This window comes from Desulfosporosinus sp. HMP52, from assembly GCF_000765145.1.
In the GTDB taxonomy this organism is placed as follows: domain Bacteria; phylum Bacillota; class Desulfitobacteriia; order Desulfitobacteriales; family Desulfitobacteriaceae; genus Desulfosporosinus.
The window spans coordinates 21061-45345 of record NZ_JMGA01000016.1; the positions used below are offsets into that span (position 1 = coordinate 21061).

Consider the following 24285-nt stretch of genomic DNA (forward strand, 5'->3'; position numbering starts at 1 on the left):
ATATATTATTTAAACGAGAAAGAGATGAGAGGCAAAACGAGCTATGGCAGAAAAAATAAGTTTGTGCATGATTGTCAAAAATGAAGAACAAAACCTACCGCGGTGTCTAAATAGTGTATCAGGAATTGTTGATGAGATTATTATCATTGATACAGGATCAACTGATTCCACGTGTCAAATTGCTCAACAATATGGTGCTACCCTGAATCATTTCCTTTGGAATAATAGCTTCAGTGCTGCACGTAACGCCTCTTTGGAAATCGCCCAGGGAGATTGGATCTTATTTCTAGATGCTGATGAGGAGTTAGCACCAGATAGCCAGCAGATTTTAAAACGCTTGGTAAAAGATGAAGCTGTTGAAGGATACTTTGTTAAAATTATTAATTACCTTGGTAAAGAAGGTTGGATAGAAGCCGTACCCGACCTTGTATTTCGACTTTTTCGTAATAAAAAGGAGTATCGTTTCCGTGGTTCGATACATGAACAAATCGCAGATGTCATTTTAGAGAATAACTCAAGGGCCCGTTATCAGCTGGCTGAAGATCTTACAATTATTCATTATGGGTATCTAGACACTGTGATTCAGGATAAGGATAAGAAGAATCGAAATCTTGCCTTAATTGAACAGGAACTGAAATTATACCCCAACAATAGATTGCTTCAATACCATTATGGTGTGGAACTGTTTCGAGCTGAACGATATTCTGAGGCTGCTGCTGTTTTAATCCAGTCAGCAACTGATATTGATCCAAATACAATCTTTTTGCCAAAGCTTATACGCTATATTGTAATAGCTCAGCAATCTTCAGGACAGCTTCAAGCAGCACTCGATACGGCAATATTGGGCCTTAAACTCTTCCCCAATTATGCTGACCTTTACTTTTATCGGGGCCTAATTTTATTTGAGATGAAACAATTTGCTCAAGCACAAAAGGTCTTTACCCAGGCTCTCTCTATGCCTGAACAACCTCCCCAATATGCCTCCTTTGGGGGAGTTAGAGGATTTAGAGCCTATTATTATCTTGCCCAAATTGCGGAGTCCTTTTTGGATTATGAAGAAGCCCTAAAATACTATCTATATAGCCTTCGCGACAATCCCCACTTTACCCACGCCTTAGAACATCTGGTTCTCATTTTAAGACCCACCATAGAACCACTTTACACAAAGGAATGTTTAGAAAAAGTCTGCGATTTCTGTACTCCGGCTGCTAATCGACTCATGGCCGATATCTATTTTAGACATGGAGCCTACGGTTTAGCATTGCACTATTTTGACCAAGTAGAGGAGGGGTTTCCAACCTCGTCTGATATTAAACTTAGAAAAGCCATCTGTCTCATACAAGAACGACGTTTCTTCGAAGCACTGAGATTACTTGATGACTTCTCAGAAGATAGTCCTGAATATCCAATCGCCGCTGTCAATAAGTTGTTTTGTGTTTGGATACAGGAAAAACCTCAGAAAGTTCGTACCCTTTGGCGAGACCTACATGCTCTTGGTTTAGAGATAGATACAGAAAATGTCATTTCCCTCTTCCCGGCATTTTTAGAAAGAACCAAACCATCCTCTCAATTTCTTCTTGGCTCAGATGGCCTGCTGCTTTTGCTGGACATTGTCCAGCGTTTAGTTGCAATGGGCGAGATTGACCGAGCGTTTTATTTTTTAAATTCTCTTCATCCAGAATGCCTAATCGAAAACTCCGATAAGATTGCCAAGATCTTTTTAAATTATGGAGAGGATATTAAGGCTATTCCTTTTTTTATAACAGCGATTGAAAGAGACTCTCTACCGGATGCCCATTTCCAGCTGGCTGAGATATACGCTCACCTGGGGAAAGTTTCTGAAGCAGAACAGCATTATAAACAGGCGCTTCAACAAAATCCAGAAGATCCCCGCTGCTACGTTCGCCTTATTGGTCTTTATTCTGCTTGGCGGCAGGCAATTCTAAAGGAAGCATTGGAAAGATTCCCCGAAAACGAACTATTGAAAAAGTTAGTAGAGGAGGTTCCATCCAGCTATGAAGCAGCGGATTAGCCTCACTATGATTGTCAAAAATGAAGCCGCCCATTTAGTCAACTGTCTGGAAAGTGTTAAAAATGTGGTCGATGAAATCATTATTGTCGATACGGGATCTGACGATGACACCGTAACCATCGCCCGGAATTATACCCCAAATATCTACTTCTTCCCCTGGATCAACGACTTCAGTGCTGCTCGAAACTTCGCGATAAACCAGGCCTCGGGAGATTGGATTTTAGCGTTGGATGCTGACGAAGAGCTAGAGTTTAAAGAGCTAGACAGTCTTTATACCTTAGTTAATTATGAAAACGATAAGGAAGCTTTCTTGCTTCCTCTTCTTAACCCCCTATCACCTTCCACCTTAGAATACAATACTTTCTCAGTGCTTAGATTGTTTAAGAACCATAAAGATTATCGTTATATTGGCACGATTCATGAACAAGTTACTTTGCCAAATCAGAAAAAGGTCGGTCTTGCTAAGGACCCTATTATAAAGCATACACTTCCTCCTCCTAAAAAACAGCATGAAAAAAGAAGCCGCAACCTTAAATTATTAAAAAGGGGGCTTCGAAACGATCCTCATAACCCTTTCCTAAACTATTACATGGGAGTTGAGTGGCTTATGCTGGGTAAGCCGTACAGGGCTCTGCCTTTCATAGAGAAGGCCTATTATAACCTCAATGATGATCAGCTTTTATTTCGAACCCCAGCTCTAAAATATCTTCTTTTGTCTTTAAAAGAGTTAGGCCGGCTTGATGAAGCCCTAGTCCTTTGTCTGGAGGTAAGCCTGAAGTATCCTGACTATACAGACATTTTTTACCTGAGCGGACTACTTCTTGAAGAAAAGAAGGAATATCCTATTGCGTTAAAGTGGTTTAATCATGCCATCTTATGTGGCACGCCTCCGGTGATGTTTAGCCATTTAACGGGCTCAGGTAGTTTTTTAGCCTATTATCACCTAGGTTTTTGTTATGAACAATTAGGGAAATCCCTCGAAGCTAGAGCCGCTTTTGAAAATGCCCTGAAACTTAACCCCAAGTACCACTACCCACTGTATTCTCTTTTTGCTAACTTGCTTAAAGAAAAGGGCTCCACTCTCTGCTATGAGCATCTTAAGAACCACGAACTCCTAGAAGATCCTACGCTCTGTCTAACCTCCGCCGATTTATTCTTCCAATCAGATCATGCAGAACAAGCTTATTACTGTTTAGAAACTCATCAAGAGATCTTTTTTAATGATGAACGCTTTTTCTTTTACTATGGGAAATATTGTATTTATACAGGCCGATTAGAGACTGGATTAAAAGCCTTATCTCAACTTGCTCAGCAAAGTACTCATTATGACTCTGCCCAATTGCTTTCACTGACAGCACTGCTCCTTTTGGGTGATTTTGTGCAGGCAAGATCCCTAGCTCTTATCCTTTGGAAAGGTTATCCTACCCGAGCAAATGCCTACCTTTTTCTTTGGTTGCTTCGATTTATTCAAAAGCATACACTTCCAACAATCCCTCTGACTGTTCGAGATAGGGAGCTTTTAGAAATTACTATTGAACTCTTCGTTGCTTTCAAACATTTTAAGGCTTATGACTTTAACCATAGCCCCTATGCCGACAGTTATAACCAGGGCCTTAAAACCCTTATGAAAAGTACTGAAAAAGGAATTCAGTGGCTTCTTAGTGATTATACTCAAAGCTTGATGGATCTAAAAAATCGCTTTACCACTAAATATGGAACTAAGCAGTTGAGGATTGACTATGATGACTAAAGATACCGTTAGCTTATGTATGATTGTCAAAGATGAAGAAGACTCAGTACTAGCCGCTATAGAGAGTGTACGAGACTTGATTGATGAGCTCATTGTTGTTGATACAGGAAGTAAAGATAAGACTCCACTAGTAGCCCTTGAGGCCGGGGCAAAGATATTCACCTTTAATTGGACAATGAATTTTTCTGCAGCCAGAAATTTTGCCCTCCAACAAGCCTCTTCAAATTGGGTACTTGTTCTTGATGCCGATGAAGTTCTTGAACCGATAAACTCCGAGACATTCATGACTCTCTTATCCGATAATCAGGTTGAAGGCTATTATTTTCGTATAAAAAGCGTTCTTGATTCAATGGCAAATGAGTCCTTTGATCAAGTAGTTCGTCTGTTTCGAAACAAGCAAGATTATCAATTTGAAGGGGCGATCCACGAGCAAATTGCCCCTTCAATTCTTAAAGCTAACAATGGTTGTGGTTTAGCTTCAGTACCGTTCACAATTCTTCATTACGGTTACCAAAAAGATCGCTTAGAGATCAAGGAGAAATTTAATCGAAACAGCCAAATTATACTCCAAGAACTCAAAAGCACTCCAGACAATCCCTTCCTGCTTTATTGCCTGGGACTGGAATACTACCAACAAAATTCTATCCTTAAAGGACTGAATTATCTCACTGAATCTTTAACACTACTGACAGGTAATGAAGGTTATTTTGAAGATGTTCTTCTGAACATTGCTCTTGGCTACCTCCGCCTAGAAAAAACACTCGAACTCAATGATTTTACGAATAAGGTTCTAAGTATGTTTCCTAATCAAGCGGATTTCCTTTATCTACGTGGGCTTGCTTACCTTCAAAATGAGAACTTTCTTCACGCGTCGGCGGACTTTGAACAATCATTATGCTTGGAGACCAATACCCTTGCGACCCTTTACCAAGTTAGTTGCCTACTAGGAGATGCTTATCAATCTTCTGGTAAATTCCCTCTTGCCCAAGATGCTTACAATCGGGCTCTCGGGTTTAAACCGTGTTCATCTTATCCCCTGCAACAATTGATCGGCCTGATTCGGAAAGGCTACCCTGTCACTTCCTTACTGAATCGTTCTTTAGTTTTTAAGAACTGGCCTAACTTCAAATCCTGGCACATCGGGCTCAATAGTCTTATAAATATTGGCATAGAGCCTCACCTTTTGATGCTCTTCTTAACTCTACACCGCACGATAAATACAGTCTCCTATTCTCCAGATGAGTTATCACCATTTATCAAATATATCTTGAAGATCACCCCGGGCCAAAAGAGTTATTCCTCTCTTGATACGATACAGAACGTCTCTTCTTTAGCCTTAAGACTAGTCCTTAATGAGATCCTGATTAATTGTATGGCTCTCATGAAAAACATGGAACATGATAATTTCAAGTTAATAACTAAAATGAATAAAACTATAGAACAAGCAATTTCTATTCTTTGTTTCCGAAGCATCTAATTTGATAATAAAACTAAATTTCACCGGAAAGAGGCTGCGAAATAGATGAACCAACGTGTTCTCCTGGCCAGTCCTGTCAAACAACAGGTAAAAATTCTCTCAGAATTTTTGAATTCACTTCTTGGTTTAGAAAAGACAAACATTGCGCTTGACTTCATCTTTATTGATGATCACAATGACCATGATCTACTCACCCGCTTCGCCCTCGAAGCGTTTAATGTTCGCATACTTCCTGGCAACTCAAATGCTTCATACCTTTGTGATGAGTCCACTCACTACTGGAGAGAGGATCTAATTTGGAAAGTCGCTGGCTATAAGGACCATTTTATCAAGATAGCACTCGAGGAAAAGTATGATTACCTCTTTATCGTCGATTCCGATCTCTATCTAAACCCCAAGACACTGACTCATTTGATTTCTCTAAAAAAAGATATAGTTTCCGAGGTCTTTTGGACGAAATGGAAACCTGAGCTTATTCCACTGCCTCAAGTTTGGATGGAGGATCAATATACTCTTTATGAATCTAGAAGAGAACAGCTCACTGAAGTCGAAATATCCAAAAGAACTCAAACATTTCTTCATATGCTCTCTCAGCCGGGCACTTATAAGGTAGGGGGTTTGGGAGCCTGTACCCTTATAAGTCAACAAGCCCTTGAACGGGGAGTATCTTTCAGTGAAATATATAATCTAGGTTTAACCGGAGAAGACCGCCACTTCTGTGTTAGAGCTGTGGCCCTCGGTCTAGAGCTTTATGCGGATACTCATTGCCCGCCTTTTCATATCTATCGAGGATCCGAACTTGAAAAGTTACAGGAGTTTAAAGAACAACTATCTTTAAGCAAGTCGCAGGTGCCAGCAGAGCAATTAATTCTATCTCCATATAATCGATCTTTGACAGGCTCTATCCAGCGTGCCAATTCGAGGAGAAGTACTTTGACTCTTGCGATGTTAGTCTGCAACGAATCCACTCGACATTTAGAAAGGGTCTTAAAACAGGCTGCAACTTACATTGATTACGCTGTTATCTTGGATGATGCAAGTATAGACGATACAGTAGAGCTATGCCAAAAAACCTTGAAAGGGATCCCCTTAAAACTCCAATCCAACAAGGAACCCCAGTTCCACAACGAAATAATCCTTAGAAAGCAGCTCTGGGAAATGGCATTAAAGACTCCTTCGGATTGGATTATGATATTGGACGCCGATGAGATGTTAGAAGATGATGGGCCTCAGGAACTAAGCGAGCTACTAAATCAATCTTCGAATATTGATTACCTTAGTTTTCGTCTCTTCGATCTATGGACGGAAACCCACTATCGGGATGATCCATTATGGCAGGCCCATAAATGGTATCGACCATTTATCCTGCGGAATATTTCAAGCTTTCAAGCCAAATGGCAAGAAACCCCCCAACATTGCGGAAGGTTTCCAAAGAATATAGCAGACTTACGAGGAGGCACTAGCCTACTAAGAGTTAAACACCTGGGCTGGATCAGACCCCAAGACCGGTTAGAAAAATATTATCGATATAAAAGGCTAGATCCTAACGGTAACTATGGGAGTTTGGAACAATATCTCTCGATTTTAGATCCTAATCCAAATCTAGTTAAATGGGAAACTAGGTAAATCTTCGGGGGACATAAGTCCCCCATTATTTCTCTATCGACTTCTTGTTTTTACCATAAGAATGAAAGAAATCATGGGCAAAATTTGCCCCCTTACCTATAACAAGTCCTGTAATTACCATTCCCACCCTAGGGTTTGAAATCTCCACATCTAAAAGTTCGAAAGCATTAATTTTGCTTTGAAAAGCTAAAATGACCCCACAGGCTAAACTCAATAGTTCTAAAGTAAGGGGTCTAAATTTATCTGGAAAAAAGGGTACAGTATAAACAATATCTTTAAAAATCTCTACGACCTTCTCTACAAGAACCGCTAAGAAAAAAACTAAAGCCAGCCCGTCCATACCAATCTCTCCTCTGAAAATCAGCTTCTCCTATTTCCATTATATTCCTCTAGGAAATTAGTGTTCTTCTATCTGTTACAGTTTGGATAGTGATGGTACTAGACGTTTAACACTGGGCTTGAAACCAAACAATTAGATCCGCTGGCAAGGCAGATGTATAAATAAGACGAACATAGCGAAGAAACCGATTAGGAGTTATAACTGCAAGTGTTCCGGGGAGTATCTGTGATTCTATATCATCTGCCGTCCAGATTGCTCCATCTGGGCTTATTTGCAACTGAACTGTCACTTCCGTGTTCCCCATATTTTGGACTGCATACGAAAACACACTGAGCTCGGACACATCTTTGGGGATAGTGGCCATATGAATTTCAGTAGAAGTTATCTGCTCCACAGATTGTATATACACTCTTCCCGATACTTTAACTTGTACTGAACCTTCTATCGTAGACTCTATAGGATTGCCATTGCTACCGTATATTCTTATCCCATCAGATGAAGGGGTTAATTCTCGCAAATCTGCTTTAATAGGTTTTATTACATCAACAGGCAAAGGAAGTGGACTCACAAGTCTAGACGACATTGGGGCTTGAATCTTCCCAATCGATTCAATATGCCGAATATATATCTGCCCCTTTTCATCGAGGCGCAACGCTTCCTTCGGATAGAGCCTCCTGCCTTGGATTTCATGTATAGTAATAACACCTTCGCCTAGCACCCCTACTTCAACCCTAAGCACATTTACACCTGGGGGAGTGCTGAAAACTCGAGAATATTTCTCATTCCCTAGACCGGAACAAAAGGTAAACATATATTGGCTCACAGCACCAAGATATATTCGGATATAACACGAAACCTCTGCCGGCTCCGTTTGTATGACTACGCCAACTTCCCAACGTTGCCCTTCGCCTGCAGGAACCATAACATTATTTTCAAGAATAATTCCTGCTCTTGGCCCTTGAGGGTGTGATATTTTAACAGCTCGCTGCCCCTCTGACGAGCCGACCCATTCCCATTTTGTTGTTCTATCTCCACCTATTCGAGCCCATCCGTCAGGAAAATTAGGGTTGCCTTCATGCTCAAACAGGAAATGACTATTATAAACTTGGTTTTCATCAGTCATTTCCGTCCCACCTTTTAAGAGTTTTTATTTTTTATCCTAGTAAACGATAGTATAATTTATGTAAACATATCAATTCTGAGCCTGAACCCAAATTCTTAACATCGTTAAATTCTCAGCCTTGTAGGAAATTCTAATAAATCGCAAAAAGTTCTTAGGAGAAACAAGCACAAGCTTTCCAGGTAATACTTCCTGTAAACAATCTTCAGTCAGCCAATGAATTCCGTCGGGACTTAGCTCTATCTGTATAAATGCTGGCTCGCTTCCGAAATTGAGTACCGAGAAGGAACAACGATGAAGTGCTGAAATATCTCTAGTTATGGTTGTGGACATTTTTTCGGTTGCAGTAACATTTTCGAGACTTTCATAAAACTCATGACTGCTAATTTCTACTTGGACACGCCCAGATACTGAAGTAGCTATAGGAACTTGGTTATTTCCATAAACCTGTACTTTGTCTCGACTCGGTGTTAAATTACGTACATCTGCACTAACAGTTGCGTGGACATTGACTGGAACTTGAATGGGTATTGGAGAGGCCAGTCGAATGGGTTTCTTTATTTCTTCAATTGTTTTAATAGACTCAATTTTGTGGGTCCATGCTTTATTGTTATTGACCACACGCCTTTTCATAGTGCTCGGTGAAAGAGAATAGGCAATGACCTTGTATATATCAAGAGACCCCTGTCCCATAATTCCTATTTCTAGACGAAAAAAGTCTACATTATAATCAGCACTAATCACCTGTGAAATCTGTTCCTTTTTTAAGCCTATTATGAAGTAATACTTTATAGGCTTTGATACATTCCCTTGTGATGAGATGGGATAAATCCATATATATACCTGGGTATCCGGCCTTCCCCCCTTAAGAATTATTTTAAAGAGCCATTCTTTATCCTTTCCAATGCTTAGCGATGCTTCCTGAGTTTGAATGATTCCCGATCGAATGGCGGTCGAATTATTAATCTCCAGAGTGGAGTTAACCTTTGATTCCGAGATGAATCTCCAAGTAGATTCATTATTGCCACCGATTTGAAGCCAAGAATCGGGGAAATCATCTTGAGCTTTACTCCTTCTTAGAAAGTTTCCATTTGATACTCTATTGAATGTCCCTGTCATATTTCTTCTCATCGTTAACCTCCCACAATTGGACGTTAAATAAAGTACTTTTCAATATCCTATCAGCCAACGGGCAAAATTATCACTAATACTTCAAAACAGACAAAGACTCTATTAATTATTGCTAGGCCCTCAGGGCAGAAGAATTACCTGTTTGCAAGGATTTCACAATAAACGGTGTTCTGGAATTATCACCAAAACTAAGAGGGATTTGGCTCTTCAGCTAATCCCTCTTAACATCCAAATTTATATATCTTGTTTATACGGCATACCTAGTTGTTTTTGGGTCTGAGCAAGGACTTGTTTTAAAACTGCTAAATCCGAACTTTTAAGATAGGGATCTTTTCCCTCCTGAATTTTTCGTATAGCGTCTTCAACTGAGACAACTCGAAATTGACGGCGCTTATTCTCAAAGTAACTATGAGAATAGGTAGGCGTATAAGAAACTTCTTTCAGAAGGGTTTCTCCCTTTGTATGATCTTTTTGAAAGGTAATGTTTAATATCACTCCGCTATTTCGTTCAACCCCGCGCTGATCCCCGATAAAGTTACCCATCGAATAAACAACAAGTTTATCTTGATTATTAATATTCATAACTTCCATTGGCTGAATCACATGAGGATGACTGCCCAGGATGACATCTGCTCCCTTCTCGAGAAATAATCGAGCTAGCTCTCGCTGCTCTTCAGTGGGCTGTAAACTGTATTCAACTCCCCAGTGCAAGACAAGAACTAGGACATCCACCTTAGGGCTTAATTGAGCAATATCCTTTAAGATTATTTCTTTATTTAGGAAGTTGAAGAAATAGGGTTGTTCCTTTGGTACAGGAATCCCATTGGTTCCATAAGAGTAAGCCAAATATCCCACTCGAACCCCATCTAAATCTTTAATGAAATAGGTGTCCCTTTCCTCTTGGCTTTGATAGGTTCCAACGATATCTAAACCAGCATTTCGTAAGACCCTCATGGTTCGTATGGCTCCTGAATACCCTCTATCTAAAATATGGTTATTTGAGGTAACAATAAGGTCATATCCTGCACTTTTCAGAGTGGTTGCGACCTCATCCGGGCTATTAAACCTAGGATAACCCGTATACCCAGCTTCACCTCCAGCCATAGCTGCTTCAAAATTCGCGGAGGTATAATCTCCGTATTCTAATAAGGGTTTGACCGAAGAAAAAAAATGATCAAAATTGTAAGATCCATTGGCTTGTTGTCCAGACCAAATTTGTGTATTATGCATTAAAATATCCCCTGTTGCCACTAACGTAACTGATTTCCGTACAGAGGTCTTTGGTTTAACTGAATGGGAAAATTTTGGTATCTCATCGGCACTTTGTTTTGGAGTTTGATTTGAAACAGGCCCAACCACTGATTGAGCACCGCAGCCCAATAAAACTAAACATAAGAAAACTATTATTGAAAGTCTTATAGCCTTGGTAATCTTCAGTTTGTATCACCTCTTTATAATTATTTCTCTATCTATCGTATTTCTCCTCTATAAATATCCAAAAATCTATCCAAGTTCTGCTAGTTAAATCAAATTTGATGTTGAATCAACAAATTTACTACTTTTTATAGAAACTCCTAAAAACTGGGCATTGATTCCTCCCTCAATTCGTGCTAAATTTGTGTTGTACCAGTTATATAAAAGAAATTTAAGACATTAGCGCAAAAACTTTAAACCTCCCGACGGGGAGGTTTCTTTCTTTTCCTTAAAAATAAAATAAAGCTTAGCATAAAGCTAAACCCTTCTTCTTAAGCACAAAAACAACAACAAATCAGGATTCTAACAAATTGTGCCTTCAGATAGTTGCTGTAACTATCCGAAGGCACTGTAATATTTTAATCTTTAAATAATGTTCAAGCATTAACTGGCAAAAGCTTTATACTACCCCATGCCGCTAAGCGATCATCTTTAATTAGAAGGATACCTGTAACCCCATTTATACTCGAAGCAAATTCTAGAGCTTTTTCGAGATCATCCGTTGTTTGTATATAATTTCCAGTAGCAGTAGCTACTGCATCTGCTAAAGGGACAGAAGGGGACAGGACTACGACAGCATCGGCTTTGCCAAAGCTTAAAGAATGGCCTACCTTGCCAGAAGACGTACATATTCCTAACGGTGTCTGACTAGGTCTCACCTCAATAGCTATCTTATTAGAAAGAGGAGAATCCCCGGCAAAAACTCCTACTTTGCGAATCCGGCTAGTTCGCATGAAAATATCTCCACCGTTTTCCACGATTACGTCCCTGGACCGTTTAGCAATTGCTTTGCCTACCCCTTCTGCTACAGCACCGGCAACTGCAGCCATCGGACCAACCCCTGCAAGGCGTCCAGCCTCTGCCATAGTTTGAACTATAGGGGGGGCATCAGGCAAAATTGTATAAGGCGTTAGTGCCCTTACAAAATCTATATCTTTTTGAATGTATTCTTCAAGGGGTTTTCGACAAGCTCGAATGGTTTCTTCGACCCATTTAACTAAGTCAGGGGAAAAGCGTTCTTTTCTTATACCAATATCAAGATCAGTCTCATTAATACCGAGTTGAAAATGAACTAGATCCTCCTGGCGGTGCTGCTGCCGATAACTTCGTTCCGTATAATTCAATTACAGACGGACCTCCATAGCCCACATTGGGCATACTTTTACACAAAGTTGGCAAAAAACACATTGATCTCCATCAAAGCGAACTTCCATAGACGGACGTTCCATATATAAGGCTCCCGTCGGGCAAATTCCTGTGCATGCTCCACACATCACACATTTTTCTTCATTTCTTATGATTTCTTGATTAAGGTTCTGAACAGACACACCTAGTTCACGCAAATAGTTTAGTCCATTCTCACTTTGATCTCCGGTAACCTCTAAGATCATTGTTCCTTCTTTTTTAGGATTTACGTCTGCTTTCACTATATTAACTACTAAATCAAAATCCTTTACTAAGCGATATACAATTGGCTTAACAGAGATATCTGTTCCAAAGCGGAGTACTATTCTCTTCGGCGACATATAATCAATCCTCCTTTATACTGTGCGCAATAAAGCCATCAGCAGGTGATGGGAGAGTTTTAACCGGTTCAGTCAACTGGAAGTCTCCCTTCTGAATCCACCCTTTTAAGGTTGCAGCAATTTCGCGAGCTCTAGGCATGCTAGACAAAGGTGCCGTAGGTACTTCTTTGCCATTGACAATAATTTTTCCACTCTTAAGATCTGCATAGCTAACATATCCCAGATTTCCCGGTGTAAACGATGGATATGCTTCTCCGTAGTCAACAATAGGAGCAAATAGCTCCTCATCTTTCTTAGCAGCGTAGCGAGCAATTTCCTCATTTAGGATTGGAATTGGAATACCGACTCCTACACTAAGTGTTGCCCCATAGCCCAGATAACTTGTACCAACAAGCCATCGCGGGCTCATCTGCTTTAGATCTCCTGTAAGAGCAAGGGTTCCACCTGCACTCCCGAGTTCCTTTCCATCGACGTCAATCATTGAGGGAAAGTGTTGCGTACCATTCCAAGCAACATAACCAATTCCACCGCCAAGAAAAATCTTCGTACCAACTCCGATTGTCTTAAAATGCGGGTCTTTCAATAAAGGGCTAAGTTGTCCTGATGTTGAATAGTTGGCATTCCCCATTTGCGGTTTGATCATTCCCATATAGGTGTAAATCGTGCGATTGGTTAAATTGACAGCGCAATTATAGTTTTGATAACAATTTCGAGGATTAAACAAAATAGCCTCATTGATGTCATCCAGTGTAATGGTTGTTTCAAGGTTTCTGCGTGGATAACAGTCAGTACCATATGCTAAAGCCTTTAATTTGACAGGTTTGCGAGCAACGAGGTCAGCGATAACATGCCCGCCGCCATATCGAAATTCGCCCGGATAGTTGCTATTCAACGGATCATCTTCGTGCATCTCTGTTGCTCCAATATAAGCGTCAACAGCTGCGATACCAGTATAAGCGGATACTCCGTTCAGCCAAACTTTTTGCATTTTCATTCGTGGTTTTGTGTGTCCAAAACTTAAAAAGGCACCAGAGGAACACATAGGAGCGAAAGTGCCAGTAGTTACAACATCAACCTCTTGCGCTGCTTTGGAAAGACCCTTTTCCTCTACAAGAGAAATAAGCTCCTCGGCAGTCACAACCACTGCTTTGCCTTCCCTGATTTTTGAATTGATCTCTGCATACGTTTTTTCAACACTCATGACTCTCCACCTCCAGATTTGTTACGTGTTACCACTGACTTTAGCTTAAGACTATTTACCAAAATCAGGTTCGAAGTTCAAGTTCGCACCTATCACTTGGATAAGCTCAACTAAATATCAAGTGTTTTTGCCTTATGAGCAAGATATCGCTTGCTAATAGGTTTAACTGATTATTATATAGAAAAGACCTCTTCTGTGATAGAAGAGGTCAAAATCTCGTTTATTCGACACTCCTCTTATCTGCCAGGAAATTAATCCTGCAAGAATTAGCACCATGCTTTGTCCACGCCAGGTTCATCTTAGCGTGTATTAAGCTGGTTGCCGGGTTTCATAGGGCTAGTCCCTCCACCACTCCGGATAAGAGCATATTAATTCAACTCATTACGCTGAGTCTAACATTTCACTAATACCCTGTCAATATAATTTTTTAGAAGTCTTATAGTCTTTTTCAAGTGTTCTTATAAGCACTACAGAATTAATTTATTCGCAGAAATGTAAAAAATTTCATAAATAAAACATAATATAATCGACATATTCCTACATATACTAGTGGTAAGTTATTTTCATTTTTCTTCATGTAGTTAGTCCTCTTCTTTGGATCTCCTTTATTAGTTCTAAGGAGATCTCTTTTTTGTTGATTGTAGGAATCATCGCTCCTAAAAATCAGCGGTGATTCCTACAATAACTGTCAAGATATCCCTCGAGAGCATAAAGTAAATAAGATGTTCTTAGGGGAGGTTTTTAGCGTGATTTATCCCGAACAACTTGCACCGGATTTTGAAGCAGAGGCATATGTAAGAGGAAAAAAAGTGAACATTCATCTAAATGATTTTATTGGTCAATGGATTCTCCTCATCTTCTATGCTAGCGATTTTACCTTTGTTTGACCGACTGAATTAGCAGCCGTGGCTGCTCAGCAGGAGACACTTCAAAAACTTGGTATTCAAGTGTTAGCAATTAGCACTGACAGCGTATACTCTCATAAAATTTTCGCAGAAACATCCCCCTCGGCGCGCACCGTTTGGTACCCTTTATTATCAGATCGATCCCATTTCATCTCAAATCAGTACGGAGTCCTCAGAAAAGAATTAGGAATGCCCTACAGAGCAACCTTTATCATATCTCCTAGCGGAAGAGTCAAGTATGTCAGTCTTTATCCACCTGAGGTAGGACGCAACGTTGCTGAGGTCATTCGCATTATTCAGGGGCTGATTTATGAGGAGATGACCGGCCAGGGAGTTCCGGCCTACTGGAAACCTGGAATGACCGGAATTTTAATTGATTTCAAAAACGTTGGGAAAATCTAATCTAAGCTTGGACATAATTATTTATTCATAGGGCATTCTAAACGTATTCCAACGTTTAAGGGAGGCATTATATGGAGCAGGATCAGTCCCATCAAAACAAGCGGAGATTCCCAAAACGTGAAGATTTGCCATATAGCCATCAACCGGATCAAGATGGAAGAACTGACTACGGAAAAGATCAGGAAACAACTTATAAGGGTTAAAACCAGATTGAATTTTTTCTTATGTATAAAAAAGCGCGGAGGTAGGATATGTCAAATAGAGCAACAGATAAAGCACAAACTGGGAAACCTGACAGGGGTAAAAACTCCCCCTTTAAGAAAAAAACCCCACAAAGCCGGGCATAAGCCCGGCTTCTGGTTTATAAAGATGTAATATAAGAAAGCTATCTGATATAATGGAATAGACTAACTGATTTTGGTTTTAAAATACTTGAATAAAGGTGGTACTATGAAAAAAATTGAGGCTATTATACGACCTGAAAAACTGAATGACGTAAAGGTTATTCTATCAGACCTTGGTGTAAATGGGATGACCGTCTCTAATGTTTCGGGGTTCGGAAATCAGAAGGGGTATACTCAAATATATCGCGGTCAAGAAATTGTTACTCGACTCTTACCAAAGATAAAGTTAGAAGCTGTAGTTTCATCGAATAAAGTAGATGAAGTTATTGCAGCTATTATCAAAACATCAAAAACAGGCGAATTTGGCGATGGCAAAATTTTTGTGTATGACGTAGCTGATGCTGTCCGCATTCGAACTGGCGAACATGGTGATGCCGCTCTCTAAAATCCTAAGTTAAAAAGTTCCTACATATAAACATTCTCACTTAATTCAAAATCAGGATAGGCCTTTTCTCTATGTTGAGTTAAATCTAAGCCATTGACTTGCTCCTCATCGCTTGCTCTGAGAGGGGTAATTACGGCTATACCCTTTAAGATAACGAACGTCATTATACCTACAAATAGATAAGTAGCTATAACTGCAGATAATTGTATTAATACGGGTTCAAAACCGCCTCCATTAATCCAACCATTTTTACCTTGGGGATTAAGGCTTAAGTCGGCAAATATTCCCGTAGCAATGGTGCCCCAAGTCCCTCCAATTCCATGTATTCCAAAAACATCTAGGGCATCATCATATCCTAACTTAGCTTTTAAAATACTGACTGCTAAATAGCAGATTCCACCTGCAACAAACCCTATAAGCAGTGCACTAACCGTTGAAACATATCCTGCTGCTGGGGTGATGGCCACAAGCGCAGAGATAATCCCACTGACCGCGCCAAAAACTGTAATTTGACGACGATGAAGCCATTCGAGCATAGCCCAGCCAATCATTCCAGCAGCCCCTGCAATTTGAGTTGTACCTAAGGCAAGTACTGCAACACCATTTGCACCCATTGCTCCTCCCGAATTAAATCCAAACCAACCGAACCACAATAGCCCCCCACCAAAGAGGACATTAGGCATGTGATGAGGAATGTTCCATTCATACCCAACCTTTAAGCGCTTACCTAAAACATAAGCCGCTACCAAACCGGACACACCGGAAGCTACTTCCACAACAGTGCCTCCTGCAAAATCCAGTACTCCTAAATTACGCATCCACCCGTCAATACCCCACACCCAATGGGCTAAAGGTATATATACAAATGTGCTCCAGAAAATTATAAAAAGTACAAATGCTGTAAAACGCATTCGTTCTGCAGTTGCTCCACTTATCACTGCCGGGGTGATAATTGCAAACATCAGTTGGAACAAAAAGAACAATAAATGTGGAATAGTTGGAGCATAGTCAGGGTTCGGTGTAAGACCAACTCCCTTAAGTCCCAACCAGTCAAGGCCACCAATAATATGACCGTAATCTGATCCAAAAGCTAAGGAGTATCCGAACAATACCCATATTACTGTGACTATCCCCATAGCTGCATAGCTTTGCATCATGATTGAGAGCACATTTCTTTTTCTGACCATTCCTCCATAGAACAGGGCCAGACCAGGTGTCATCAGGAAAACTAAAAGAGTACAAACTACTAGGAATGATATATCCCCAGTATCTAAAGCTGTCATTATGAAACCCCCTTGTCTCAAATTATGTACAAATAATAACTGGCGGCTAAAAAATTCGTTGCAACTTGTGATCACAATAGCATCAAACAACAACATAATTCATAGCTTATTGGAATTAAACTATAACCGCCCAAAAGCTATGTACTCGAGAACATAAAGAGGCTCTAAAAAAGCGTTTATATAAAACGCCCTTTTAGAGCCTCTTTGCTCTCTTAATCCTGTACTTGCAAGTAACTTTATTATAGCTTCCAAAGAGAAAAGTGTCTATATGTTTTTATCCCTTTATTATAATATTCACATATACAAAACCATTTATCTATTATAGTTTGGTGTGAAATTCGATAATGTCGCCTATCAGCCTGATTAGTAAAAAGGCCTCGACAGTATATATTATATATACTACCCGGCCCTTTCATGCACTGTATTAAACAAAGAGTCTTGCTTATCTCAAACTATCTATTTGCCTTTAAAATAATTAGATATAATCTGGGATACCTTCTTTAGTGTCGAAACTTCCTCACTATCTGAGACAATCTCTTCTTTCATTTGTTGGTATAGCCTTACAATACTCTCACCGTACCCTTCCCCGGGTACGGCCCAGTGACCGTTGAGATCCTCCCAGTTTTGACAACTTCCTCTCGTTACTAAGCCAAAGCGAGGATCTACCATCTGAATACCACTCGGTAACGGCCCAGTTGAAGCATATGCATAAAGATGCTCTAAGTGGGCCAACACCCCTACTTCTTGTGAAGAAAATATTGCGCCTGAAACTCCATTTCCAACTGCACCAATACCACCAAAGTTATTTTGCTCAGGCTTTACAATCCCACCAAATTTAAGGTAAGCGGTTTCTTTTATCATTTGGGCTACTGCATAACCCCATCTTATACCGAGTATCTCACCATTCTTCTTGTAGAAGGGAATTATATCCGGAGCCTCTGTATTATATTTTAACAAAAATTGTTGACACTGCTCAACAGTTATGGATTCTTCACCCATAATTGGAGTCTTGAAGCTATTTTGGTCTGCCTTATAGTCAAATACGATAACATTATCTGTTGTTCTTTGGACAATTCCCTCAATAGTCTGACCGCTATCTACAGCTCTTTTTACTTCACTGATAGCACTGTCTGGAGTACTTAACGCCATTGTCTGCTTACCATCTAAAATTACACGGTACATAACATCAGGAATTGGTTGTGAAGTTATTGGCTCTTTATAGATAATACCAAAATAATCACAAATTCCTTTGGCATGAGCTACAGCAAGTGCCTGACGAAAACTGGTTTCTCTCAACTTCGCTACATCGTCAACCTTATCAATAAATCCATTTTCCGTCAAAATAGCCGGCATGCTCGTTTCTCTAAGGACCATTACATTTTGGGTTTTAACCCCGCGATTTCTCCATTCTCCTACCTGGACAAGATACGGTAACACCTTATAGGCTGCAATTTCAGCTCTTCCGCCAGTGCCAATAACGAGAACCTCTACACCTGTACCTCCGCCAGCATTTATATGAATCGAAACAAATAAATCCACTTTCTCTGATTCTGCACTCGCAACTCTAGCAGCCAAATCCCGGCTTTGATCATTTTCGTAATATCCGGCAGCATAATCTCCGTCACGTGTTAGTATGACACTAATATCATTGTACTCGAGTAAAGGCTTTAGTTTATGACAAATGTCCAGCGTTAAATCTTTTTCTTTCATCCCATTTCCAACTGCACCCGGATCGTATCCGCCATGACCTGGATCGATACATACTTTCACTTCAAAACCCTCCCTTTTTAGTCTATTTAGGAGCCGAGTATGAAGTTACTCTTTGGTTACCTCTGACATTTGTTACTTATTTTATTTAAACATATCTAACTGCCTGAAAAAAAGAGACCTCACTAGCTTTGAGACTCTTCTAATGGTTTTATATTTGTATCTGTATTCTTAAAAATGGATATCATTGATAATGATTCCGTTCAATTCTGTTCTGACTCTAACATTTATTTAAAACTAACGTTTATTTTTTAGTAGTTAAAAAATTTGAATGAGCTATGTATTCGACGAAAGGAAGTTGTAAATTCCATGAGCATTGGATATGCGTCTTTAACAACCGGAGTGCCCAATACCAAAATCAAAAGTTGTATACTTAAAAATGCAAGTTACAATAGATTATTAGAGTTAATTGACTACAATTTAAAGTCTCTTGAAACAATCATTGACTATAATATTGAAAATAGCATTGCATTATTCAGAATTAGTTCAGATCTAATACCCTTTGGTTCTAACCCTGTAAATAATTTACTTTGGTGGGAGATTTTCTACGATCGGATTCACCAAATTGGAGAGAAAATAAAAAATAGCGGAATGAGAGTTTCTATGCATCCAGGCTATACTATTTTGAACTCACCTAACGAAGAAGTTGTGAAGAGAACCATCGAAGATTTAAATTATCACAACAGAGTACTAGATAGCTTAGGTGTAAATTCAATGCATAAAATCGTCTTGCATATCGGAGGAGTTTATAACGATAAGAAGCTGGCCACAAAAAGGTTCATCGATAATTATTGGCGATTGAGTGATTCAGTCAGACAACGTATCGTATTGGAGAATGACGATAAGTCTTATAATATCCATGATGTATTGGAAATAGGAGACAGACTTAATGCCCCAGTGATTTTCGATAATCTTCATCATCAGATTAATTGTTTCAACGATCAATTTGATGATTACTATTGGATTAACACATGTCGAAAAACATGGCAGGAAAAAGATGGACGCCAAAAAATGCATTATTCCCAGCAGCACCCGCTAAAGAAACCCGGATCCCATTCTATCACCATCGGCATCGGAGAATTTATGCGTTTTTATCAGGATCTAGAAAGAAAAGACCTTGATATAATGCTCGAAGTCAAAGATAAAAACCTTTCTGCTCTAAAATGCATCCATTGTTTGTTTCCTGTAAATAAAGCCTCTATCTTAGAACGCGAATGGATGAAATACAAGTACATGGTACTGGAAAAATCCCCCGACATTTTTAATAAAATTGAACACTCATTGAGAAGCCCCAGGGAATATCCAATTATTTCTTTCTATACAGATATTGAAGCTGCTTTGCAAAGTGAGTATGTAATTGAAAACTCCTTTAATGCAGCAACTCATATTTGGGAGTTCTTAAAATCTACTTCAACTGAAAAAGATAGTAATTCTTTTTCTAAAGTTCTTAAGTCTTTCAAACTAGGTAAAACCTCGTTAACAACAATCAAGAATTTTTTATGGAGATTCGCTGTTAAATACGAAGAGGAGTCGATATTAGGCTCATATTACTTTATCCAATAACCTAAACGATTTAGCTCTAAAAGAAAAATTCCGCACTATCTGCGAGATTGTTTTTCTACAAGGTTACTGGCTAATCTCCATTTGTGGAAATCGAACTGAAAAGGTAGTCCCATCAGAGCCAGTCTTTACATCTATAAGTGCATTATGTTTATCTGCAATGCCATAGCACATTGGCAGACCTAATCCTGTTCCGTTTTCCTTTGTAGTGAAAAACGGGGTGCCTAGTTTAAGTAAATTCTCTGTATCAATGCCTTTTCCTTCATCCCTAACACTAAGAACTATATATTGCCCGTCTATAAAGGTATTAATTGTTAGACATCCATCTTCACGCATCGCATCGAGACCATTACGAGCTAAGTTTAAAACAAGCTGAGTTATTTCATTGGGATCAATATCAAGTTCAGCAATATCTCCGGGTTCAAAAACACACTTCTTTCCTTGACTGTAAGCGTCCGCTTGCAACAATGGATAGAGATTTTCTATAAGTTTATTTAAACATTGTCGTGTAAATTCTGATGGCTTATTCTTGGCAAGAGACAAAAAATCGCTGATTATTAAATTAGCCCTATCAAGCTCTTCTATCATTAGGTCAAAATAGCTCTTATATGTATGCAAATCCTTTTTATTCTGAAGCATTTGAAGGAAACCCCTTATTGTCGTCAATGGGTTCCGAACCTCGTGTCCAAGTCCTGCAGCTAGTTGTCCAATTACATTAAACCTTTCCAGCTTAGCAACTTCCTGTTCAAGCACTACTAATTTCTGCTCGATTTCTGCCCGTTTATTAAACTCGATTTTTAGTTCTTCGGTTCTTCTCTCTAATACTTCTTTTAAGTTAAGACGATCTTCCTTTAGCTGAATTAACTCCCTTCTCACATTGACAAAGTTTTCCCAATCTTCTACACTATGAAATTTGGCTGATATCAATCGTAAAACCCCATTCTTTTTCAGTCCAACCTAAAACACTAGTCTTTGCCAACAACCAAGAGATTCTTAGTCCGCTCTGTTATTACCTACTGTCTCTCTCAATCTTTTCTACCATAATCATATTTTCATAACGAATATTTATGTATAAATTACTTTCTACAAAAATAAGGTAAATCCTTCTATTTACTTCACAAGTGGAAGTCAATGTTTTAACAAAATATCTTTGCCCTTCTTCATTCTCAAACCGAAAATTAAAAAAAGATGCTCATTAAAAGAACATACTCGTACATGCTGAATAAACTAAATCAAGAACTTTAGTAATCTTTAATTGGTGGTGAAGTTAATGATTATTGTTATTATAATTTTACTGTTATTAGGTTATTTGTTTTTTAATAAAACTCCCGAAGCCGCTTAAAAGTTTTTGCCTAGGTGATTTACCTAGGCTTTTTTTACAATATATTGAGAGTCTCCTGCCAATGGTTGCTTATCCATCCATTAACTCATGAATTACTTATCTTCTATTCTCATGATTATTCCTTGATACCTATCTAAGATAGAATGCAACTCATGGCACGCAGCAACGACTTCTGGATTCGTATAGGACTTATCCTCTTGAATCCTGATGGTTCTTGAACGCAGTTCTTCGATTCGGTTTACTATTTCATCTAAATTAGACACAAGCATCCCTCCAATCGTCTTGGTTGTTTAGTATGCCCATGTATATAATAAAAATGGCGAAACAAAAGGAGAGCCTTACGCTCTCCTTTTATAACATCTTTGCCATTTCTTTCTTTGGAATAAGTAAAACTTGTTAATTAATAGGTCAAGCCTTTGACTTACCATTACCACTCGGGGATCTGTGAGGTCTTTATCTAAAGCAATCTGTTGCATTTCTAATCTCAATGCTTCTATTTGTTCTAAGACTTTAAGTTTCATACTATGCACCTCCTTAGCAATTGCGCACTTGGAACATTTTAGTACGATGTATCAGTAAAATCAATAGGCCTAAAGGGCAAGGTTTTGTCGAAAAGAAGGTTATAACACTTATCTCCCAAGAACAACCAATAGACATGCTGCATAGTATAAACCAGGAACCTTCTCATTCTTTCTTCTTATGCGATTCTAAATGAGGAGGTGAAGTATATGATTTTTATTGCACTGATAATAATTATTATTTTACTGCTATTAATTATTGGTCAATTACAGAGGCTTCGGAGACCGATCTTCCCCCCGCACCCACCGGCTTGTCGTAGATTACTTTTTTAATAGTTTAGCCTAGGTGATTTTTTTCACCTAGGCCATCTATTTATCTATGGCACCAATTGGGCACCAAATGAGTCAATATTTTCTTTAGCTTCATTCTAAGTTATTTGTTATACTTATTTAATGACTTAATTTATGTAGATAAGCTTCCGTATCTTGTCTACCATTTGCATTCTATTTGTTTAAGCGGGCGTTTCCTTTATTCATCGAAGCAATTCAAATCTAGACCTTGAATCGGAGTGATATACATGGATCATCTAGTTGTATTAGGAACAGGCCATGCTGCAGCAACAAATTGCTATAACACATGTTTTACTCTTTCAAATGAGAAAAACGACTATATATTAGTTGATACTGGTGGTGGTAATGGCATATTAGTCGCTCTGGCAAAGGCAGGAATTTCCATTGACCAGATTCATCACGTGTTTGTAAGCCATAAGCATTCAGACCACCTACTTGGGATGGTATGGATTATAAGAATGATCGCTTCGTCTATGCTTTTAGGTCAATATAGCGAGACTCTAAAAATTTACTGCCATAAGGAGCTTATGAACAATATCATAACACTCGTAGAGATAACCCTTGATAAGAAATTAACGGACTTAATCGGAAGCCGAATTCTTCTCATTCCTGTAACTGATGGGCAAACGGAAAATCTCCCGGGTAATTATTTTACTTTTTTTGACATCCACTCCACCAAGGCAAAGCAGTTTGGATTTTCCACCAAACTGAGTAACGGAAAACTTCTTACCTTTTTAGGCGATGAACCCTATAACCCATTATGTGAGAACTATGCATTAAATAGTGATTGGCTTTTAAGCGAGTCCTTTTGTCTCTATCGTGACCGTGAAAGATTCAAACCCTATCAGAAACATCACAGTACGGTTAAAGATGCTTGTGAACTTGCAACTCACCTTAATATTAAGAACCTTATACTATGGCACACCGAAGACACTAATTTAACTCAGCGAAAAGCTCTTTATACTGCCGAAGGAAAGAAATATTACGACGGGAATTTGTACGTTCCCGATGATCTAGATGTTATTACACTGTAAAATTAAATTATTTCTCACCTCAATTTCGGGACATGTATTTTTAACAAAAAAGGAGCGTCGCAGAAATTATTCTGAGTCGCTCCTTTTTTCTCATAGATTAAAGACCCAAAAGACTCTCGTCAATCTTCTCTTCAACTTCCTCTTCCCCAACTTGACCACTGAGCTTCCCATGATATCCTCCATCGTGGAAAAAGAGAATCTGCGGAACTCCCTTGAGGGAAAAGGATTGATAGAGTGCTTTTTCTTCCTCGACATCGACATAGTAAAAAAATACATAATTCAACCTTTATTAGATTACAATAAATTACAACAGTATGCTTTAGGAAAGGAATTAATTTACTGGAATTTATGACTCGCATAGTATAGGATTGTATTAAATGCAACATGAAACTGCCAAAATGTGTTGTTATTGCTTATCGGTTTAATTCGCGAATAATTGACCACTGAAACACTAATTGCTACTGATGATTTTCCGTTGTGGACTTGTAATTGCAGGCTCAACCTGTTAGAATATAAAAGCTGAATAATTAGTTGCTCCATTACAGGAAAAATGATATTCTATCAGCACAGAATATGCCAATGTGGCTCAGGGGTAGAGCAGCTCACTCGTAATGAGCAGGTCGTCGGTTCGATTCCGACCATTGGCTCCATAGGAAAC

At 39.1% G+C, this 24285-nt stretch carries 21 protein-coding genes, 1 tRNA gene, 1 pseudogene and 1 riboswitch; of the genes and pseudogenes, 10 read left to right on the plus strand and 13 right to left on the minus strand.

Annotated features, from left to right (window positions below; translation table 11 throughout):
* Positions 1-43 precede the first annotated feature (43 nt).
* The 4 genes from DP73_RS05660 to DP73_RS05675 are packed head-to-tail and all read left to right on the plus strand — an operon-like array spanning position 44 to position 6885.
* The gene (locus tag DP73_RS05660) at positions 44-2032 is read left to right on the plus strand and encodes a TPR domain-containing glycosyltransferase (RefSeq protein WP_034598135.1); all 1989 of its coding nucleotides are present in this window, start codon (positions 44-46) and stop codon (positions 2030-2032) included.
* Complete coding sequence (locus DP73_RS05665; protein WP_034598136.1) at positions 2016-3782, plus strand: glycosyltransferase; 1767 nt, start codon at positions 2016-2018, stop codon at positions 3780-3782. The genes DP73_RS05660 and DP73_RS05665 overlap by 17 nt, the downstream gene beginning before the upstream one ends.
* Positions 3772-5259 (plus strand): glycosyltransferase, encoded by a 1488-nt coding sequence (locus DP73_RS05670; RefSeq protein ID WP_034598137.1) that lies wholly within the window; start codon positions 3772-3774, stop codon positions 5257-5259. Before DP73_RS05665 ends, DP73_RS05670 begins: the two co-directional genes overlap by 11 nt.
* A gap of 45 nt (positions 5260-5304) precedes the next feature.
* Positions 5305-6885 (plus strand): glycosyltransferase family 2 protein, encoded by a 1581-nt coding sequence (locus DP73_RS05675; RefSeq protein ID WP_034598138.1) that lies wholly within the window; start codon positions 5305-5307, stop codon positions 6883-6885.
* 25 nt (positions 6886-6910) lie between these two features.
* Here the strand turns inward: DP73_RS05675 and DP73_RS05680 are convergent, their stop codons facing one another.
* The 7 genes from DP73_RS05680 to DP73_RS05710 form a co-directional block, all read right to left on the minus strand.
* Positions 6911-7225, minus strand: a complete 315-nt coding sequence (locus DP73_RS05680) for a hypothetical protein (protein WP_034598139.1) — start codon at positions 7223-7225, stop codon at positions 6911-6913.
* 106 nt (positions 7226-7331) lie between these two features.
* Complete coding sequence (locus DP73_RS05685; protein WP_034598140.1) at positions 7332-8348, minus strand: DUF6385 domain-containing protein; 1017 nt, start codon at positions 8346-8348, stop codon at positions 7332-7334.
* Between the two features lie 69 nt (positions 8349-8417).
* On the minus strand, positions 8418-9476 hold the full coding sequence (locus DP73_RS05690; RefSeq protein ID WP_034598141.1) for a DUF6385 domain-containing protein: 1059 nt from the start codon (positions 9474-9476) through the stop codon (positions 8418-8420).
* Between the two features lie 234 nt (positions 9477-9710).
* Entirely contained in the window at positions 9711-10856 is a 1146-nt protein-coding gene (locus DP73_RS05695) for a CapA family protein (RefSeq protein ID WP_282432656.1), read from the minus strand.
* 470 nt (positions 10857-11326) lie between these two features.
* Positions 11327-12073: a UPF0280 family protein gene (locus DP73_RS05700; RefSeq protein ID WP_034598144.1), complete on the minus strand. Its 747-nt coding sequence runs from the start codon at positions 12071-12073 to the stop codon at positions 11327-11329.
* Positions 12074-12475 (minus strand): NIL domain-containing protein, encoded by a 402-nt coding sequence (locus tag DP73_RS05705; protein ID WP_034598145.1) that lies wholly within the window; start codon positions 12473-12475, stop codon positions 12074-12076.
* Positions 12476-12479: 4 nt separating this feature from the next.
* Positions 12480-13676 carry a homocysteine biosynthesis protein gene (locus tag DP73_RS05710; RefSeq protein WP_034598146.1) on the minus strand — a complete coding sequence of 399 codons (1197 nt, stop codon included), beginning with the start codon at positions 13674-13676 and terminating at the stop codon, positions 12480-12482.
* Between the two features lie 233 nt (positions 13677-13909).
* Positions 13910-14040: riboswitch (SAM riboswitch) on the minus strand.
* Positions 14041-14422: 382 nt separating this feature from the next.
* On the opposite strand from DP73_RS05710, the gene DP73_RS05720 reads away from it, so the two are divergent.
* From DP73_RS05720 to DP73_RS05725, 3 genes are all read left to right on the plus strand, one after another.
* Entirely contained in the window at positions 14423-14983 is a 561-nt protein-coding gene (locus DP73_RS05720) for a peroxiredoxin (protein WP_081962970.1), read from the plus strand.
* Between the two features lie 71 nt (positions 14984-15054).
* The gene (locus DP73_RS24165) at positions 15055-15186 is read left to right on the plus strand and encodes a hypothetical protein (RefSeq protein ID WP_282432657.1); all 132 of its coding nucleotides are present in this window, start codon (positions 15055-15057) and stop codon (positions 15184-15186) included.
* A 247-nt stretch (positions 15187-15433) separates the two neighbouring features.
* Positions 15434-15772 (plus strand): P-II family nitrogen regulator, encoded by a 339-nt coding sequence (locus DP73_RS05725; protein ID WP_034598150.1) that lies wholly within the window; start codon positions 15434-15436, stop codon positions 15770-15772.
* Positions 15773-15792: 20 nt separating this feature from the next.
* Here DP73_RS05725 and DP73_RS05730 read toward each other — a convergent pair whose 3' ends face one another.
* Together DP73_RS05730 and DP73_RS05735 are read right to left on the minus strand one after the other, a co-directional pair.
* On the minus strand, positions 15793-17055 hold the full coding sequence (locus DP73_RS05730) for an ammonium transporter (protein WP_034598151.1): 1263 nt from the start codon (positions 17053-17055) through the stop codon (positions 15793-15795).
* A gap of 456 nt (positions 17056-17511) precedes the next feature.
* The gene (locus DP73_RS05735; RefSeq protein WP_034598152.1) at positions 17512-18825 is read right to left on the minus strand and encodes an N-acetylmuramoyl-L-alanine amidase; all 1314 of its coding nucleotides are present in this window, start codon (positions 18823-18825) and stop codon (positions 17512-17514) included.
* A gap of 306 nt (positions 18826-19131) precedes the next feature.
* On the opposite strand from DP73_RS05735, the gene uvsE reads away from it, so the two are divergent.
* Positions 19132-20385, plus strand: coding sequence for a UV DNA damage repair endonuclease UvsE (gene uvsE, locus DP73_RS05740; protein ID WP_034598153.1), 1254 nt, complete (start codon positions 19132-19134; stop codon positions 20383-20385).
* 63 nt (positions 20386-20448) lie between these two features.
* On the opposite strand, the gene DP73_RS05745 is transcribed toward uvsE, so the two are convergent.
* The 3 genes from DP73_RS05745 to DP73_RS05750 all read right to left on the minus strand — a co-directional run bounded on the left by DP73_RS05745 (position 20449) and on the right by DP73_RS05750 (position 22245).
* Positions 20449-21309, minus strand: a complete 861-nt coding sequence (locus DP73_RS05745) for an ATP-binding protein (protein WP_052090422.1) — start codon at positions 21307-21309, stop codon at positions 20449-20451.
* Between the two features lie 507 nt (positions 21310-21816).
* Positions 21817-21993, minus strand: coding sequence for an aspartyl-phosphate phosphatase Spo0E family protein (locus tag DP73_RS22405; RefSeq protein WP_242865711.1), 177 nt, complete (start codon positions 21991-21993; stop codon positions 21817-21819).
* A gap of 69 nt (positions 21994-22062) precedes the next feature.
* Positions 22063-22245: an aspartyl-phosphate phosphatase Spo0E family protein gene (locus DP73_RS05750; protein WP_034598154.1), complete on the minus strand. Its 183-nt coding sequence runs from the start codon at positions 22243-22245 to the stop codon at positions 22063-22065.
* A 575-nt stretch (positions 22246-22820) separates the two neighbouring features.
* On the opposite strand from DP73_RS05750, the gene DP73_RS05755 reads away from it, so the two are divergent.
* The gene (locus DP73_RS05755) at positions 22821-23627 is read left to right on the plus strand and encodes an MBL fold metallo-hydrolase (RefSeq protein WP_034598155.1); all 807 of its coding nucleotides are present in this window, start codon (positions 22821-22823) and stop codon (positions 23625-23627) included.
* A 97-nt stretch (positions 23628-23724) separates the two neighbouring features.
* Here DP73_RS05755 and DP73_RS05760 read toward each other — a convergent pair.
* Positions 23725-23895 (minus strand): annotated as a pseudogene (locus tag DP73_RS05760) (thioredoxin family protein); the annotation flags it as partial.
* 307 nt (positions 23896-24202) lie between these two features.
* On the opposite strand from DP73_RS05760, the gene DP73_RS05765 reads away from it, so the two are divergent.
* A tRNA-Thr gene (locus DP73_RS05765) sits at positions 24203-24277 on the plus strand.
* The last annotated feature ends 8 nt before the right edge of the window (positions 24278-24285 follow it).